Raw genomic sequence first — 17168 nt, forward strand, 5'->3', positions numbered from 1 at the left:
CTTAATGGCCAGTGAGTCGGAAAATTTAAGCAGTAAACCCAGCAACAAACCCAGTTTATTAGAACGTCTAAGCAATTTCTTGCTACGCGAACCAGAAGATCGTGAGCAGCTTGTTGAGCTGTTACATGGCGCGTATGAAAATCATTTAATGGATGCAGACTCACTCGCCATGATAGAAGGCGTGCTACAAGTGAGTGAAATGCAGGTGCGCGACATCATGATTCCGCGTTCACAAATGGATGTCATCGACATTACCGACCGACCCGAAACTTTTATCCCGCATGTGATTGAAACCGCGCACTCACGCTTTCCGGTCATTGAAGATGACAAAAATGATGTGATTGGCATTTTGCTCGCCAAAGACTTATTGCGCTATTACGCGGGCGAGGATTTTGAAGTACGCGATATGTTGCGCCCTGCCGTATTTATTCCCGAATCCAAACGCTTAAATATTTTACTCAAAGAATTTCGTAGCAATCGTAATCATATCGCCATTGTGGTGGATGAATACGGCGGCGTGGCAGGCATGGTGACGATTGAAGATGTGCTGGAACAGATTGTCGGCGATATTGAAGATGAGTACGATTACGACGAAGACGAAGACAATATCATTCAAGACGCGCAAGGCCATTATCGCGTTAAAGCGCTGACCGAGATTGCCGATTTCAATGAGGCTTTAGGCACGCAATTAAGTGATGAAGAATATTCTACAATCGGCGGATTAATCGTGAATCGTTTTGGTCATTTACCTAAACGTGGCGACCATATTGTGGTGGATAATTTAAGCATTACCGTTGTTAGAGCTGATAGTAGGCGCTTACATTCTATTTTGATTGAAGTGCTGGCTGAAGAACCATTCTCAGCCGAATCGACTTAACACTTTATTTGGCTCAAAAAATCACCTCAAGAGAATCTAAACCAAATAGTTTGAACAAGGTGTTTTAAACAAGCCGTGTTGAACTAAAGAGTCAGCTTTAATCTCTTAATAAAACAGTTAGGGAGACGTAAATGAACAAACTATTAATTGCTGCTTTGTTGTCTACACAGATGCTATTACCTACGTCTGTTTTTGCAGAAGATGCTGTCGAGGCAACCATTTTGCCGCTATCTGATGATGTGCCCGAGCAACTAGCAGAAAGTCCGTTAACGCAATTACCGTTGACACAACCGACTCAAATCCCTACGACTGAAAAAGAATTTGTGGATGCGATTAATAGCTTTACCAAAGCACAGATTATTGAACAATTGGGCGAGCCAGCCAAAGCTGATGATATCAAATTGAAAGATTCTGGCAGAGTGGTGGCTTCAATTTGGCAATATCACAACATTAATACAGCAGCCGACGGTACTTATTATCAAACCACAGAACTGGATTTTATTGATGACAAAGTAGTGCAAGTGGTATTTTTAAATAATGATGGCACTGAGAGAGAAAATGGTCAGGCTTATGAGTTGCCAGCAGAAAAACCCGCAATATAATTAATATGATGCAATTAAAAAAGGACGCATATGCGTCCTTTTTTAATGTTAACTAATTTTATTAACCAACTATTTTCAGTCAGTTTATTGGCCGCCTATTTTTTCAAAGCATCGCGAATTTCACGCAATAATAAAATGTCATCTGGTGTAGCTGGCGCAGCTGCTGGTTCTGCTTTTTTCAGTCTGTTGACTAACTTCACCATTTGAAAAATGATAAAAGCCAGAATAATGAAATTTAACACCACTGTAATAAAGTTACCATAAGCCAATACTGCGCCGGCTTTTTTTGCCTCGACTAAAGCCAAGCCAACTTCTTGGCCGTTTAACGGAATATACATATTACTGAAATCTAAGCCACCGAAAATCTTGCCTGCGATTGGCATAATCACATCGTTTACCAACGAATCGACAATCTTGCCGAAAGCCGCACCGATAATGACACCTACTGCTAGGTCCATCACGTTGCCTTTACTGATAAAGTCCTTAAATTCTGATGCCATACTCATCGCGCTTCCCCTTAGAAGTTTAATAAAACAAGTGAATCAATAAAATAAACCGTGTGTAGAAAATGCAATATAGGACTAAGCTTGAGTTGTTGTCAACGTTTAGTTGTGCAAGCTATAAATATGTGCAATGCCATAAATAATTGTAAATTGATTACAATGCGCTATTCACATTTTCAATCCGCTCAAATGATGCAATTTTTCACACGATTTCGTTTTGTCATTCCTTATTTGTTGGGCGCATTCACCGTATTGGCATTTGCGCCTTTTTACTTTTTTCCTATTTCCATTTTGTCTTTGGTTGGCATTATTTATTTGTGGTTTAAAACAGACTCGGCCAAATCGGCTTTTAAACTGGGCTTTCAATATGGCTTAGGTTTATATGTCGTGGGTATTTATTGGATTTATATAAGCCTGCACGATTTCGGCGGCATGCCGTGGTGGTTTGCAGGCTTCTCCACCTTTTGCCTGTGTGCATTTATGGCACTGTTTGTTGGAGCGGTTGGCTATTTGAGTAAACGTTTGGGCTTTTTAATGATTAGTGCACCTATTCTGTGGGGATTATCAGATTGGGTTCGCAGCTGGATTTTTACTGGTTTTCCATGGTTAACTTTGGGCTACAGCCAAGTGCCACACAGTCCGTTAGCTGGTTATATGCCGATTTTCGGCGTGTATGGCGTATCAGTTATTACAGTGCTGGTCGCAGCGATTATTGCCTGCTGGTTGGCACAAGCTAATTTTTCTGCCATTTGCAAACGCAACGCTGTTGCATCTTTAGTTTTAATATTGGTGGCTGGCGGCTTGTTAAAAGCGGTCGAATGGACAACTCCAACCAATGAACCCATTAGTACAGCGCTGATTCAAGGCAACATTGCACAAGATACAAAATGGTCAGCCGATACCGCACAAAATACTATTAACACCTATATCAATATGGTAAAGCAAAGCACAGCGCAATTGATTGTACTGCCAGAAACCGCGCTTCCCGTCATTTCCAGCCGACTTGATGCCAGCATCACGGATACATTAAGCAACCACGCCAAGCAAAACAATGGTGACATAATTGTGGGCATGGTCGAGTTAAATGAAAAAACTGATGAATACTTTAATAGCGCTTTTAGTTTTGGCAGGTCGCCCACCCAAAGCTACGCCAAAAACCACTTGGTACCATTTGGTGAGTTTATTCCATTAAAACAAGTATTTGGCTGGATTTATCGTGATTGGCTCAGTATGCCATTAAGTGATTTATCACGCGGCGGTGCATATCAAACGCCCATGCAATTAGGCAACCAAAAAGTCGCGGTTAATGTGTGTTACGAAGACGTTTTTGGTGAAGAAATCATCCGTCAACTGCCTGCGGCAACGCTGTTAGTGAATATCAGTAATGATGCATGGTATGGTCAATCTTACGCAGCAGATCAACATATGCAGTTTAGCCAAGCGCGTGCGCTTGAAACGGGCAGAATGATGTTGCGCGCCACCAATACGGGCGCAACCTCTGCGATTGACGTACATGGTTATGTGATTGCGCATGCACCTCATGATGTTCAAACAACGCTGAATGTAGTCGCGCAAGGTTATGCTGGTAGCACGCCTTATGTGCGCTGGGGCAATTGGCCGTTTATTGTGTTGTGTTTTGCGGCTTTAGTGGTGATTGCTTGGATTAAGCAGTCGCGGAAAACAAGCTTTGTAAGGTAAAATCAGTTTTTTGAATTACTGTAACAATAATTAACTTTATGGTATTAACTTTTCAGCAAATCATCCTTACCCTGCAACAATATTGGGATAAGCAAGGCTGCGCGTTGTTGCAACCTTATGACATGGAAGTTGGCGCAGGCACTTCACACACGGGCACTTTTTTACGCGCACTTGGCCCAGAGCCGTGGAAAGCCGCTTATGTACAACCAAGCCGCCGCCCAAAAGACGGGCGCTATGGTGAGAATCCAAACCGCTTGCAACATTATTACCAGTATCAAGTGGTATTAAAACCCGCGCCAGCCAATATTTTAGAGCTGTATTTAGGTTCGCTTGAGGCACTCGGTTTCGATTTAAAACAAAACGATATCCGCTTTGTAGAGGACGATTGGGAAAATCCGACTTTGGGCGCATGGGGCTTGGGCTGGGAAGTTTGGCTAAATGGTATGGAAGTCACGCAATTCACCTATTTTCAACAAGTTGGCGGCATTAACTGCAAACCAATTACCGGCGAAATCACATACGGTTTAGAGCGTTTGGCCATGTATTTGCAGGGCGTCGATAGCGTTTATGATTTACAGTATTCTGAGAACGTGAAATATGGCGACGTATTCCATCAAAATGAGGTGGAACAATCCACCTATAATTTTGAACATTCAGACGTAGATTTTCTATTTACCGCATTTACTGCGCACGAAAAACAAGCACAAAATTTGGTTGATCAAAAACTTGCCCTGCCTGCTTATGAACAAGTTTTAAAAGCGGCACACACGTTTAATTTACTAGATGCCAGAGGTGCAATTTCAGTCACCGAACGTGCCGCCTATATCGGAAAAATTCGCAACATCGCCCGCGCTGTTGCCGCCAGTTATCTAGATAGCCGCGCTAGACTTGGTTTCCCAATGGCGCCAAAAAATTGGGCCGATGAAGTGCTGACAGAGATTGCAAAAAAAGCAGCTTAATAATTAAAAATATCATTTCTGCTTAAATCAAAAACAAGTCAAAAATGATAATTGGTGAAGTTAACGGATTAAAAATGTCAGTAAAAAACTTATTAATAGAATTATTTGTAGAAGAACTACCGCCAAAAGCTTTGAATAAGCTTGGGGAGTCATTCAGCAGCAGCTTGTTTGATTCGCTTAAAGCACAAGGCTTAACAGCTGAAAATTCTATTGTGACCGCATATGCGACACCGCGACGCTTAGCCGCGCATGTGACACACGTTGCTGAAAAAGGCGCTGATAAACAAATCTCACAAAAACTGATGCCTGCTAATGTAGGTTTGGATGCTAACGGCAATGCCAGCCCGGCTTTACTTAAAAAACTACAAGCCTTAGGTGCAGATGAAAGCGCAGTTTCTCAACTTAAAAATGAAAACAATGTGTTGTTTTTAGATGTATTGCAATCTGGTGCGACTTTAAAAGATGCATTGCAAAAAGCGATTGAAGAAGCGCTGGCAAAACTGCCGATTCCAAAAGTGATGACCTACCAGTTGCATAGCAACACAGATAACCCTGGCTGGGAAAGTGTGAAGTTTGTACGCCCTGCGCATGGCTTGATTGCGTTACATGGTGAAACAATTGTGCCAGTTAGTACGCTTGGTTTGAACGCCAGCAACACGACGCATGGTCACCGCTTTGAAGCAAAACAGCCGATTATTACTATTAACAATGCAGATAGTTATGAAAAGCAGCTATTAGACGATGGCGCGGTCATAGCGAGTTTTGCCAGCAGAAAAGCTGAAATCACTCGCCAATTAAATGCCGCCGCTGCCAAACAAAACCTGAAGCCAATTGAAGATGATGCATTGTTGGACGAAGTGACTGCTTTAGTGGAACGCCCGAATGTTCTGCTTGGCCAATTTGAAGAAATTTACCTGGAAGTGCCACAGGAATGTTTGATTTTAACCATGAAGGCGAATCAAAAATACTTTCCTCTTTTAGATGCTAATAACAAACTTACCAACAAGTTTTTAATCGTTTCGAATATATCGCCCAAAGACCCTAGCGCAGTGATCGGCGGTAATGAACGCGTTGTGCGTCCACGTTTGGCCGATGCTAAATTCTTCTTTGATCAAGACCGTAAAAAGACGCTAGAAAGCCGCATTGCGGGTTTAGATAAAGTGGTTTATCACAACAAATTGGGTAGCCAAGGCGAACGTAATCAACGGGTTGTTAAAATTGCACGTCAAATTGCGAGTTCGATTGTAACGTCTAAGTTAGCTGATACAAGTCTAATAACTAAAGTGGAACTAGCAGCAAAACTTTCGAAATCTGACCTAATTACCGATATGGTGAGCGAATTTCCAGAATTACAAGGCATTATGGGGCGCTATTATGCACAATATGAGGGTTTAGATAATGACGTTGCTTATGCAATTGAAGACCATTATAAACCGCGCTTTTCTGGTGATGATTTACCACGCAATCAAGTAGGTATTTGTGTAGCTTTGGCAGATAAATTAGAAACTTTAGTAGGTTTATTCAGCATAGGTGAAAAACCTACTGGGGACAAAGATCCTTTCGCTTTGCGTAGGCAAGCATTGGGAATTATTAGAATTTTGATAGATGCAAAACTACCATTTTCATTTGGTGCTTTGATTGAAACAATTGCTAAAGACTTTGATAGCAACCAACCAGTTGCCATCGCAATTCAAGAGTTCTGTTTTGATCGATTAAGTGTCAATTTACGTGACCAAGGCTTTAGCCCACAAGAAGTCGATGCGGTGTTATCTTTAGCTCCAGATAGATTGAAAGAAATCCCATTAAAATTAGAAGCTGTTCGTACTTTCTCGAATCTTTCAGAAGCTCCAGCCTTAGCCGCCGCAAACAAGCGGGTCAGCAATATTTTGAAAAAAGTAGAAGGCGAAGTAAAAGCGGAAGTTAACACTAAATTATTACAAGAACCTGCAGAAATTGCGCTAAATAAAGCGTTAAGTAACGTAAAACCAGAAGCTGATAAGCTGTTTGAAAGTGGCGATTACACTGGCTCACTTAAAGCTTTAGCGGCATTAAAATCACCTGTGGATGATTTCTTCGATAACGTGATGGTGAATGCGGATGATGCTGCACTAAAAGCGAATCGTTTAGGCTTGTTGGCGACATTGCACCAAACCATGAATCGCGTTGCGGATTTATCCAAGTTGGCTAATTAAAATGATAGGCAGGTAAACGTGAAACTGGTCATTTTAGATAGAGACGGCGTCATTAACCTTGATTCCGCCAATTTTATCAAAAATCCAAATGAGTGGATTCCGATTTCTGGTAGTTTAGAGGCGATTGCGCTGCTGAATCAATCAGGCTTTCGCGTGGCGTTGGCCACCAACCAATCTGGCATTGCTCGTGGTTTGTTTGATATGGTCACACTGAACAGCATTCATGACAAAATGCATCGTTCGCTGGCATTAGTTGGTGGGCGAATCGACGCGCTATTTTATTGCCCGCATGCGGCGGATGATCACTGTAATTGCCGCAAACCTAAAACTGGCATGATAGAAGATATTGGCCGTCGATTTTCTGTAGAACTGAACGAAGTATATGGCATCGGCGATGCTTATCGTGACTTAAAAGCGTTTGCAGATGCAGGCTGCAAGCCGATATTGGTAAAAACCGGCAAAGGTGAAGAAACGCTGATACAAGGTCAATTACCTGATAAAGCACTGCCAAAAAACACGTTGATATTTGCCGATTTATCCGAAGCGGTACAACATATTATTGCTGAGCATGCATAAGTTATATTGTTTAAGAAACTTAGAACACGATTAAGATAATGTTATTTTTACGCTCAGTATTGTTTTTTTTAGGTCAGGTTATCACTGCGCCTATTTTCACCCTTGTTGCACTGCTTGCCCTACCGTTCAATCCCATCATGCGGAATTATTTAATCTCCGGCTGGGCGCGCAGTATGATTTGGTGGCTACGCATCACTTGCAATATCACGCATAAAATCAGCGGCTTAGAAAATATGCCCAGCACACCCAGCATCATTTTATCGAAGCATCAATCCGCATGGGAAACATTGGCTTTTCAGGCGATATTCCCTGAGCAATCTTACGTGATGAAGCGTGAGTTATTGTGGATTCCTATTTTTGGCTGGGGTTTAGCCATGAGTTCGCCCATTGCGATTGATCGTAGCGCAGGTCGTGAAGCCTTGAAAAAATTAGTGTCCATTGGTAAAGATAGACTCAACAAAGGTTTGTGGGTAGTGATTTTCCCTGAAGGTACTCGAAAATCACCAGGTGAACGCGGCAAATATCATATTGGCGGTGCATGGCTTGCCACGCACGCTAACACACAAATTTTGCCAGTAGCGCACAACGCCGGCGAGTTTTGGGCTAAGAATAGTTTTATAAAAAAACCGGGCATCATTCAAATCCATATTGGGCAGCCAATTCAGACGACAGGTTTAAAAGCTGATGCGGCGAACCAATTAACTGAAGCGTGGATTGAAGCTGAAATGCTTGTTTTAAATAGCGCATTGTAAACATGGCTAATCAAGTATTAACTTTAGCCAATGGCGAAACGATTTCGTTTTTATTAGAACATCGTCAACGTCGCACGGTTGGTTTAAAGATTACAGCCGATGGCTTGGTAGTACATGCGCCAAAACGCATTTTTGCTTTTCAGTTAAATCAGATTTTGCAGGAAAAATCAGGCTGGATTATCAATAAGTTGCAAGCGCGCGCGGCGAATCAAGTCGATGCGATTAACTGGGACAATGGTGAAAACTTACTGTATTTGGGCCAAGATATTCAGTTAAGTATTGTGAAGAACCATAGCAATAAATCACCTGCATTTGATGCAAACACACTGACTTTAGCTACACCAACACCTGATAATCAGACACTCATCCAGCGCAAAATTATTCAATGGTATCAAAAGCAAGCTGGTTTAGATTTTAGCCGCCGATTAGAAATTCTAGCGGCTAAGTTAGGTGTACCAACGCCGCCTTTAACATTATCCAACGCAAAATCGCGCTGGGGAAGTTGCAATAGTCGCGGTGAAGTGCGGCTGAATTGGCGCCTGTTACAGGCTCCGCCACATATTATCAACTATGTGATTTGCCACGAATTAGCACATTTAAAACAAATGAATCACTCAGCCAAGTTTTGGGCTGTGGTTGAAAGCTTGTTTCCCAACTATAAAATGGCGGAGAAAGAATTAAAAACTTTATCGCCACAATTGCACCGCATGTAATTTTACCCGTCCGCTATTTTATGTTAGCTTGATAACGCAATCTTCGTTGCTCAATATAAAAAGGGGAGTAAGTCATGTCTTTTACTGATTCAATCAAGCTATGTTTTGCTAAATATGCGGATTTTTCAGGGCGCGCCAAACGTCCAGAATTTTGGTGGTTTGCACTATTTTGCGCAATCCTGTCACTATTATTAGAGGCTGTTGGTAGCGGTGTTTCTTGGTTATTTTCGTTAGCTACTTTGTTGCCCTCACTTGCCGTTGGCTCACGTAGATTGCATGATTTAAACAAAAGTGGCTGGATGCAATTGATTTGGCTAATTCCGATACTAGGCTGGATATACATGATTTACTTACTCGCACAACCTGGTGATACTGGCGATAACCAATACGGTACGCCTCCTGCGAACTAGCATAAAAAAGGGGCTAACCGCCCCTTTTTACATCAACTTAAGTTTTTATTACTTTCAGTTTTACATTAACTTAGTAAGATCACTCGCGATATCTGCTGGTTTTTGACCATAATCTAAATATAGCCGAATTTTTCCTGTTTTATCAAACACATACATACCTGCACTATGGTCAACCGTGTAATCACCTTTGACTTTACCCTCGACTTTCGAATAGTAAATTTTAAAGTTACCCAATGTTTCGGCAGTCTCTTGCAAGCTGCCCCATAAACCAATAAAACGCGGGTCAAACGATGGCACAAATTGCGCCAACACTTGTTGTGTATCACGTTGTGGATCTACTGTGACAAAAACCACCTGTACTTGGTCAGCTTTATCGCCCAACAATTTCATGGTTTGTTTTAAGTCGCTCATCGTCGTTGGGCATACATCTGGACAATGTGTATAGCCAAAAAATAGCGTCACTACTTTGCCTTTAAAGTCGCTCATGGTGCGCTTTTTGCCGTTGTGGTCGGTCAATGCCAACGGTTTTGGAAAGTCTGCGCCAGTAATATCCGTACCAACAAAACCGCCTGTTTTACTCCCTGTGCCTGACTGCGCATTTGGGTTGCACGCGCTTAAAAACAAAACCAAGCCAACTAACAATAACTTTTTCATCACTAAAACTCCAATTAAACACTGTATTTATTCAACATTTTGATTTTAACATGCATAGAGAAGTTCACCCTTTAGTTTACAATAATGGTTTTGCAAAATTTAGAGCTTTAAGGAAAAGTATGGCAAACCCAGCAACAACTTCTGGCGGTATGGCAGACCGCGACGGCGTAATTTGGTATGACGGTAAAATGGTGAACTGGCGCGATGCCACCACCCACGTACTGACACACACTTTGCATTACGGCATGGGCGTTTTTGAAGGCGTGCGTGCATACAAAACCGACAAAGGCACTGCGATTTTCCGCTTAAAAGAACATACAGACAGACTTTTCCGTAGCGCGCACATCTTGGGCATGAAAATGCCATTCACCAAAGAAGAGTTGATGGAAGCGCAAAAAGCAGCCGTGCGTGAAAACAATTTAGAGTCCGCTTATATGCGCCCAATGGCGTTTTACGGCGCTGAGGCGATGGGCATTTCAGCTAAAACATTGTCTACGCATGTGATTGTTGCTGCTTGGAAATGGGGAGCGTACATGGGCCAAGAAGCGCTGGATAACGGTATTCGCGTTAAAACGTCTTCATTCTCACGTCACCATGTAAACATCACCATGTGCAAAGCCAAAGCCAACGGCAATTACATGAACTCTATCTTAGCGCACCAAGAAGCAGCGCAAGATGGATACGATGAAGCATTGTTATTAGACGTGGATGGTTTTGTGGCTGAAGGTTCTGGTGAGAATGTTTTTATCGTGCGTAACGGTAAACTTTACACGCCAGATTTAACCTCTGCGTTAGAAGGTATTACGCGCGACACAATCGTGCAATTAGCCGGCGAAATTGGCTTGCAAGTAATTGAAAAACGTATCACGCGTGATGAAGTATATTCAGCAGATGAAGCGTTCTTTACTGGCACAGCGGCTGAAGTGACACCAATCCGTGAACTAGATCGCCGCAATATCGGCACAGGCACAGCTGGCCCAGTGACTAAACAATTACAGAAAATGTACTTTGACGCAGTTACAGGAAAGTCTGCTAAACATGCAGATTGGTTAACGTTAGTTTAAATAGCGTTCGAAAGAAGATAAATGTCTGACGTTAAAGAAATAGAAATTACTGCAAAAGACCTGCCCTTGCACTGCCCTACTAAAGAGGTAGCGCTTTGGGCAAGTCATCCACGTGTGTTTTTAGATATCGCGGCAACGGGGCAAGTCGCTTGCCCTTACTGTGGCACTAAATATCGGCTCAAAGCTGGCGAAGTGATTTCGCATCACTAAACCATAATTAAACTTACATAATCAAGCTAACTCAACATCACGCTTTTTGAAAATCAATCCCCTGCAAGAAGATACTTTAAGTCTGCTTAAAGCAGGCAAACTAATCGGTAGCAAGCGCCTTAAACTCAGCTGCGGATTAACCCAGTTTCCAGTAGAAATTTTCACACTGGCCGACACCTTAGAAATACTCGACTTATCCGGCAATGCACTCAATTCCTTACCAGACGATTTAAATAAGCTGCATAAACTGCGGATTCTGTTTTGCTCATCCAACCAATTTACACATGTGCCTGAAGTATTAGGGCGATGCGAAAATTTGAGCATGATTGGCTTTAAGGCCAATAAAATCAAAGCGTTTTCAAACTCCGCAATACCTACTGCAACACTACGCTGGTTAATCTTAACGGATAACGCACTCACCAAATTACCAGTTGCGATTGGCGATTGCCAGCACATGCAAAAGCTAATGCTGGCTGGCAACCAACTGAGCGAATTACCAGAAACTCTAGCTAATTGTCGAAAATTAGAATTGCTAAGAATCTCGGCTAATCGGTTTGAATCATTACCGGAATGGTTATTGGATTTACCCAAACTAAGCTGGCTGGCGTATGCAGGCAATCCGTTTAGCGACAGAATAGAGGAACATTTAATCGCTCAGCATGATATTCCACAAGTCGATTGGAACGACCTTGAGATACAGCAACTATTGGGTGAAGGCGCGTCAGGGCTTATTTATCAAGCTCAATTGCAAGTTAAGCAACCTCAAATGAGCGTTCGTCAAACGAGTGATGTTGCAGTCAAAATGTTTAAAGCAGATTTAACCAGTGATGGCTTGCCGCGCTGTGAAATTCATGCCGCAACACTTGCTGGTCAACACCCTAATTTATTGGGCATGTGCGGCGTTGTTGCGCATCACCCAAATGAACAGGCTGGAATGGTGATGCCATTAATGGATGCAGATTTAACGGTATTGGCAAACCCACCCAGCTTTGAATCTTGCAGCCGCGATGTATATGCAAATGACACAAAATTTGACCTAAAAAAAGTGTTAAGTATTGCGCACAGCGTTGCTTCTGCTGTCGCGCATTTGCATGCGAACAGGATGACGCACGGCGATTTATATGCGCATAATATATTGAGCAACCCGCATAGCAATGCTGAATCCAGCACGCTATTAAGTGATTTCGGCGCTGCTTCATTTTTGCCGCAAGATAATCCTAAGCAATCTGAGCAACTTCAGCGTATTGAATCGCATGCGTTTGCTTGCTTGCTGGAAGAATTACTTAATCGCATTGAAGACATCAATACTTTAAATAACGATATTAAACAAATACTTACCATTAAAAACCTTTGGCAGTTACAAAGAGAATGTGCACAAGAAACGAATGCGAGCAGACCTTTGTTTGAGGCGATTGAAGCGAGAATAATGAGAGTACAGTGAAATGGATTGCAGTAGAGTTAAGCGAATTTAACATTCAAAGTTATTTACAATCAGCATCAAAGCTGACATCAAAATATTCCAATAAAAAAGCTAATGCACTTTTACGAGCATTAGCTTTTGAGCATTTAAAAGCGATTAATTAACTAATCACTTTTTATAACAAGTCAAAGTTGCAAGCAGTAAGCTACAAGCAACACGACAATTTAGTTATTTTTTTCTTCGCTTGCTTTATTTTTGATAGCTGCACCACCTTTTTCAATATCTTTACCCGCACCTTCTACAGTATTACAGCCAGAAATCGCAGCCATTGTGCCAGCTAAAAACAAAATAGCAAATAAGGACGTAAATGTTTTTTTAATCATGGTAAACCTCCAAAAAAAGTACGAGCAATCATAAAAGTAAAATAAATTAGAAGTGAGTAGCAATCCTCTGCTAAGCCTTCTTGCGAGCATTGTGGCGTGTAATAAAAAGCAACTCTGTGCGATAACGCACAGAGCAATTCTAAGTTATTCAGTAACTAAATAATATGACGATTACAAGAAGTTTACCGGTGCAGTTTTACCCCATAATTGTTTGATAATCTGTTGAGGATTTGCTGCTTCGCTATTAGTCCAAAAAATTAGACTGGAAAGCTGATTTGAATGTTTGGGCTCAACCAGCAAATTGAGCGCTGACAAACGTTTTTGCAAATGCTTTGCCACTGCTGCGCCTGTATCAATCAAGGTAACGTTTGATCCAACCACCCGCTCAATCAGCGGCCGCACAAACGGGTAATGTGTGCAACCCAAAACAATGGTATCTGCGCCTTCATCCAACAACGGTTTGCAATATTGCTGAATTAGTTCAAGCGTGCTTTGATTACTTAATTCACCCCGCTCAACACACTCAACCAACCCGACACAGGCTTGCGTCACCACTTCTACATTACGGCCATAGCTTTCGAGCAACGCTGCAAATTGCGCACTTTTGAGTGTACCCACTGTTGCCAATACACCAATAATGCCGTTTTGGGTGGCAGCAGCAGCAGGTTTCACGGCGGGTTCCATCCCAATAATTGGCAAATCATATTTTGCGCGCATCGCGTCAATCGCCGCCGCCGTGGCCGTGTTGCAGGCAACCACTAAAGCTTTGGCATTTTTGGAGATTAGATAATCGGCGATTTCAAAGCAACGTGCGGTGATTTCTACAGGCGTTCTGCTGCCATAAGGTGCGTATTTGCTATCGGCCACATAAAGCAAATCTTCATGCGGCAATAACGTGTGAATATGCTTTAAAACCGAGATGCCACCAACGCCAGAATCAAACACGCCGATTGGGTTTTTACTGTTGTTGGCGGAAAGCGCATTCAATGAAAGTGAAGTCATCGAAATAGGTTTGGATGATTTATAATGCTTGAATTATATAGGATTTTAAATGGCAAATAGGCTTAGCAAAATTTACACGCGCACTGGCGATGCGGGCACCACAGGCTTGGGTGATGGCACACGCGTTGCGAAAGATAGCTTGCGTGTGGTGGCGATGGGCGATGTAGATGAGTTGAATTCAGTGATTGGCTTACTATTAACAGAGCCAGTGTCGGACAAGATCAAAGTTTGTTTAACGCGTGTTCAGCATGATTTATTTGATATGGGTGGCGAGATTTGCATGCCAGGTTATGACCTCATCAAACCGGAACGGGTAAGCGCCTTAGAAAATGCGCTCGACGAATGGAACGACACTCTTAACCCATTAAAAGAGTTCATTTTACCAGGCGGTAGCCGTGCTGCGGCCTACTGCCATTTGGCCAGAACGGTTTGCAGACGCGCCGAGCGCCAAATGACGACGTTAAATGCACAAGAAAAAATTACCGATATTTCTCTGCAATATATCAATCGATTATCGGATTTATTATTTGTGCTGTGCCGCATATTAAATAAAGAAGCAGGCGTGCCAGATGTGTTGTGGAAAAATGAGTTTAAGAAATAGATCAATATGATTAAAAGATTCCTGCAAAAAGTTTTTAGCAAAAAAACGAAGGCTGTATTAGCCATTAACCAAGCTGACAGCATCGACACCAGCATGGCAAAAAAAATCACGGCTAAGACGCACAAAATCAATAAAGACTTAATCACCCAAGCAGCACTAAAAACCTGTGATGGTTTACAGAAAGCTGGATTTGAAGCGTTTATTGTCGGCGGCGCCGTGCGTGACTTGCTACTGAATGTTAAGCCAAAAGATTTCGATATCGCCACCAATGCCACACCAGAGGAAGTTAATCGCGTATTCCGCCGCTCGCGCATTATCGGCCGACGTTTTCGTTTAGTGCATGTATTGTGGGGACAAGAAACGATTGAGGTATCGACTTTCCGTGGCAATCACCAAGCAGATGGCGATGCAAAAACCAACGATAGTGGGCGTATTCTGCGCGACAATATTTTTGGCAGTTTAGAAAATGATGCTGCGCGACGCGACTTTACGGCTAATGCACTGTATTACAACCCGGCCAATCAAGAAGTGCTAGATTTTCACAATGGCGTGGCGGATATCAAAACCAATGTATTGCGCATGATTGGTGATCCGCTTACACGCTATCAAGAAGACCCTGTGCGTATGCTGCGTGCAGTGCGATTATCTGCAAAACTTGGCTTAAAAATCGATGCTGCGACCCAAGCACCTATCGCTAAAAATGCTAATTTATTGCAAGACGTTCCACCAAGCCGCTTGTTTGATGAAATGCTAAAACTCTTTTTATCTGGCCACGCCATTGAAAGTGTCAATGCCTTGCGTGCACAACATTTACATCATGGCTTATTGCCCATGTTGGATGTCGTGCTGGAACAACCACTAGGCGAAAAATTCGTGATGTTGGCGCTTAAAAATACCGATGACCGTATTTCGATAGGCAAATCAGCTAACCCTAGCTTCTTATTCGCCTGTTTACTGTGGCATGAGGTATTAACCGCTTGGCAATCGTATCAAGACAAAGGTGAAAGTTTTATCCCTGCCCTGCATATGGCGATGAATGAAGTGATTGCAACGCAAGCCGAAAAATTGGCCATTCATAATCGCCATACCGCGACCATGAAAGAAATCTGGGGCTTGCAACCGCGTTTTGAACAGCGCGCAGGTAAACGGCCTTTTGGCATTTTAGAGCATCCGCGCTATCGTGCCGGCTATGACTTTTTACTGTTGCGTTGCGATTCTGGTGAAATTGATGCAGAACTCGGCACTTGGTGGACTGCATTTGCCGATGCGAATTCAGAAGAACGTACCGCGATGTTATTGCCAGATACCAGCCCTAAAAAACGCCGCAAACGCAGCCGTAAAAAAACCACTTCTACTGATAAAGTCGTGCTGGATTCTATTCATTGATGCAAGAAATACAGACAAATAAAGCACAGCAACATACCGCTTACATTGCGTTGGGTAGCAACTTACAAAACCCTATTTTGCAAATTAAACAGGCTTTTATTGCATTAAGCCAATTAACTCAATCCAGCTTAATTCAGACTTCTAGTCTCTATCAAAGCGAACCCGTCGGTTATGAAAATCAGCCAGATTTCATTAATGCCACAGCCGAAATTCGCACCACTTTAAGTCCAATTGAGCTGATGGATGCGCTATTGGCAATTGAAAATCAAGCGGGTCGCGAGCGCCCATTTGCCAACGCTCCGCGCGTTTTAGATTGTGATTTATTGTGCTATGACAATATTGAAGTGCTGTCACAAAAACTCACGCTGCCGCACCCTCGCATGCATTTGCGTGGCTTTGTATTATTACCTTTGGCAGAAATTGCGCCAGATTTATCCATTCCAAATCACGGCAATGTTGTAAAATTAGCGCAAAAGTATTTAAATCAAGGCATTCAGAAATTAGATGGTTCACAATGAGCATATTCAATAAATATCCCTATATCGTGATTGAAGGCCCAATTGGCAGCGGAAAAACCACGCTGGCTAAATTATTGGCAGACAAGTTTTCGGTGCAATTGCTAAGCGAAAAGGCTGAATCAAATCCATTTTTGCCACGTTTTTATCAAGATGCACAACGCTATGCGTTACCCACACAATTGTTTTTCTTGTTTCAACGTTCACGCCAAATCGCGGATATGACGCAGCGCGATTTATTTTCAGCGCCAACTGTCGCCGATTTCTTTTTAGAAAAGGACCCGCTATTCGCACGACTGAATTTGGATGACGAAGAATATGCGCTGTATCACCAAATTTATACACACTTACAATTAAAATCACCCAAACCAGATTTAGTGATTTATCTGCAAACACCGATTGAAGAACTCGCCGAGCGCATTGAAGAACGCAACATTAGTTACGAACAAGAAATCCCACTGGAATATATTGAGCGCTTAGCGGATGCTTACAGTGAGTTTTTTCACACTTACGATACATCTCCTGTATTGATTGTAAATAATGAAAAACTCAATATTATCAAAGATGAAAGCGCGCTTAATCTGTTAGTCGATAGAATTATGCAGATTAAAAGTAGCCGCGAATATTTCAATCCAAATTTCGACTAAGCTC

21 protein-coding genes are annotated in these 17168 nt (G+C 42.4%); 17 read left to right on the top strand and 4 right to left on the bottom strand.

Going from position 1 to position 17168, the window contains the following annotated elements:
• Positions 1-4: 4 nt before the first annotated feature.
• Both METVE_RS0101265 and METVE_RS0101270 read left to right on the top strand, forming a co-directional pair.
• The gene (locus METVE_RS0101265) at positions 5-877 is read left to right on the top strand and encodes an HlyC/CorC family transporter (RefSeq protein ID WP_020166633.1); all 873 of its coding nucleotides are present in this window, start codon (positions 5-7) and stop codon (positions 875-877) included.
• A gap of 131 nt (positions 878-1008) precedes the next feature.
• Positions 1009-1479 carry a hypothetical protein gene (locus tag METVE_RS0101270; protein WP_020166634.1) on the top strand — a complete coding sequence of 157 codons (471 nt, stop codon included), beginning with the start codon at positions 1009-1011 and terminating at the stop codon, positions 1477-1479.
• 95 nt (positions 1480-1574) lie between these two features.
• Here the strand turns inward: METVE_RS0101270 and mscL are convergent, their stop codons facing one another.
• The gene (gene mscL / locus METVE_RS0101275) at positions 1575-1985 is read right to left on the bottom strand and encodes a large conductance mechanosensitive channel protein MscL (RefSeq protein WP_020166635.1); all 411 of its coding nucleotides are present in this window, start codon (positions 1983-1985) and stop codon (positions 1575-1577) included.
• A 189-nt stretch (positions 1986-2174) separates the two neighbouring features.
• Here mscL and lnt point away from each other — a divergent pair, with 189 nt between their 5' ends.
• The 7 genes from lnt to METVE_RS0101310 all read left to right on the top strand — a co-directional run bounded on the left by lnt (position 2175) and on the right by METVE_RS0101310 (position 9282).
• Positions 2175-3680, top strand: coding sequence for an apolipoprotein N-acyltransferase (lnt, locus tag METVE_RS0101280; protein WP_232415542.1), 1506 nt, complete (start codon positions 2175-2177; stop codon positions 3678-3680).
• Positions 3681-3718: 38 nt separating this feature from the next.
• On the top strand, positions 3719-4639 hold the full coding sequence (glyQ, locus tag METVE_RS0101285; protein WP_020166637.1) for a glycine--tRNA ligase subunit alpha: 921 nt from the start codon (positions 3719-3721) through the stop codon (positions 4637-4639).
• Positions 4640-4713: 74 nt separating this feature from the next.
• Positions 4714-6831, top strand: a complete 2118-nt coding sequence (gene glyS, locus METVE_RS0101290; RefSeq protein ID WP_026361960.1) for a glycine--tRNA ligase subunit beta — start codon at positions 4714-4716, stop codon at positions 6829-6831.
• A gap of 18 nt (positions 6832-6849) precedes the next feature.
• Entirely contained in the window at positions 6850-7407 is a 558-nt protein-coding gene (gene gmhB / locus METVE_RS0101295; RefSeq protein ID WP_020166639.1) for a D-glycero-beta-D-manno-heptose 1,7-bisphosphate 7-phosphatase, read from the top strand.
• Positions 7408-7445: 38 nt separating this feature from the next.
• Positions 7446-8159, top strand: coding sequence for a lysophospholipid acyltransferase family protein (locus tag METVE_RS0101300; protein ID WP_020166640.1), 714 nt, complete (start codon positions 7446-7448; stop codon positions 8157-8159).
• Positions 8160-8161: 2 nt separating this feature from the next.
• Positions 8162-8872, top strand: coding sequence for a M48 family metallopeptidase (locus METVE_RS0101305; RefSeq protein ID WP_020166641.1), 711 nt, complete (start codon positions 8162-8164; stop codon positions 8870-8872).
• A gap of 74 nt (positions 8873-8946) precedes the next feature.
• Positions 8947-9282, top strand: a complete 336-nt coding sequence (locus METVE_RS0101310; protein WP_020166642.1) for a DUF805 domain-containing protein — start codon at positions 8947-8949, stop codon at positions 9280-9282.
• A 60-nt stretch (positions 9283-9342) separates the two neighbouring features.
• Here METVE_RS0101310 and METVE_RS0101315 read toward each other — a convergent pair whose 3' ends face one another.
• The gene (locus METVE_RS0101315; protein WP_020166643.1) at positions 9343-9936 is read right to left on the bottom strand and encodes an SCO family protein; all 594 of its coding nucleotides are present in this window, start codon (positions 9934-9936) and stop codon (positions 9343-9345) included.
• Between the two features lie 119 nt (positions 9937-10055).
• On the opposite strand from METVE_RS0101315, the gene METVE_RS0101320 reads away from it, so the two are divergent.
• From METVE_RS0101320 to METVE_RS0101335, 4 genes are read left to right on the top strand one after another with little or no spacing between them, the layout of a single operon-like run.
• Complete coding sequence (locus METVE_RS0101320) at positions 10056-11000, top strand: branched-chain amino acid transaminase (RefSeq protein WP_020184151.1); 945 nt, start codon at positions 10056-10058, stop codon at positions 10998-11000.
• 21 nt (positions 11001-11021) lie between these two features.
• Complete coding sequence (locus tag METVE_RS0101325) at positions 11022-11210, top strand: zinc-finger domain-containing protein (protein ID WP_020166645.1); 189 nt, start codon at positions 11022-11024, stop codon at positions 11208-11210.
• Positions 11211-11256: 46 nt separating this feature from the next.
• Positions 11257-12651, top strand: coding sequence for a leucine-rich repeat-containing protein kinase family protein (locus tag METVE_RS0101330; RefSeq protein ID WP_232415353.1), 1395 nt, complete (start codon positions 11257-11259; stop codon positions 12649-12651).
• Positions 12648-12794 (top strand): hypothetical protein, encoded by a 147-nt coding sequence (locus tag METVE_RS0101335; RefSeq protein ID WP_020166648.1) that lies wholly within the window; start codon positions 12648-12650, stop codon positions 12792-12794. The genes METVE_RS0101330 and METVE_RS0101335 overlap by 4 nt, the downstream gene beginning before the upstream one ends.
• Before the next feature lie 60 nt (positions 12795-12854).
• Here the strand turns inward: METVE_RS0101335 and METVE_RS12640 are convergent, their stop codons facing one another.
• Both METVE_RS12640 and murI read right to left on the bottom strand, forming a co-directional pair.
• Positions 12855-13013 (bottom strand): entericidin A/B family lipoprotein, encoded by a 159-nt coding sequence (locus METVE_RS12640; protein WP_020166649.1) that lies wholly within the window; start codon positions 13011-13013, stop codon positions 12855-12857.
• Between the two features lie 171 nt (positions 13014-13184).
• Positions 13185-14015: a glutamate racemase gene (gene murI, locus METVE_RS0101345; RefSeq protein ID WP_020166650.1), complete on the bottom strand. Its 831-nt coding sequence runs from the start codon at positions 14013-14015 to the stop codon at positions 13185-13187.
• A 49-nt stretch (positions 14016-14064) separates the two neighbouring features.
• Here murI and METVE_RS0101350 point away from each other — a divergent pair, with 49 nt between their 5' ends.
• From METVE_RS0101350 to METVE_RS0101365, 4 genes are read left to right on the top strand one after another with little or no spacing between them, the layout of a single operon-like run.
• Entirely contained in the window at positions 14065-14616 is a 552-nt protein-coding gene (locus tag METVE_RS0101350) for a cob(I)yrinic acid a,c-diamide adenosyltransferase (protein ID WP_020166651.1), read from the top strand.
• A 6-nt stretch (positions 14617-14622) separates the two neighbouring features.
• A complete protein-coding gene (gene pcnB, locus METVE_RS0101355; protein WP_020166652.1) occupies positions 14623-16002 on the top strand; it encodes a polynucleotide adenylyltransferase PcnB in 1380 nt (459 codons plus the stop codon).
• Entirely contained in the window at positions 16002-16520 is a 519-nt protein-coding gene (gene folK / locus METVE_RS0101360) for a 2-amino-4-hydroxy-6-hydroxymethyldihydropteridine diphosphokinase (protein ID WP_020166653.1), read from the top strand. Before pcnB ends, folK begins: the two co-directional genes overlap by 1 nt.
• Positions 16517-17164: a deoxynucleoside kinase gene (locus METVE_RS0101365; RefSeq protein ID WP_020166654.1), complete on the top strand. Its 648-nt coding sequence runs from the start codon at positions 16517-16519 to the stop codon at positions 17162-17164. Before folK ends, METVE_RS0101365 begins: the two co-directional genes overlap by 4 nt.
• Positions 17165-17168: the final 4 nt, after the last annotated feature.

This window comes from Methylotenera versatilis 79 (genome assembly GCF_000384375.1).
In the GTDB taxonomy this organism is placed as follows: Bacteria; Pseudomonadota; Gammaproteobacteria; order Burkholderiales; family Methylophilaceae; genus Methylotenera_A; species Methylotenera_A versatilis_B.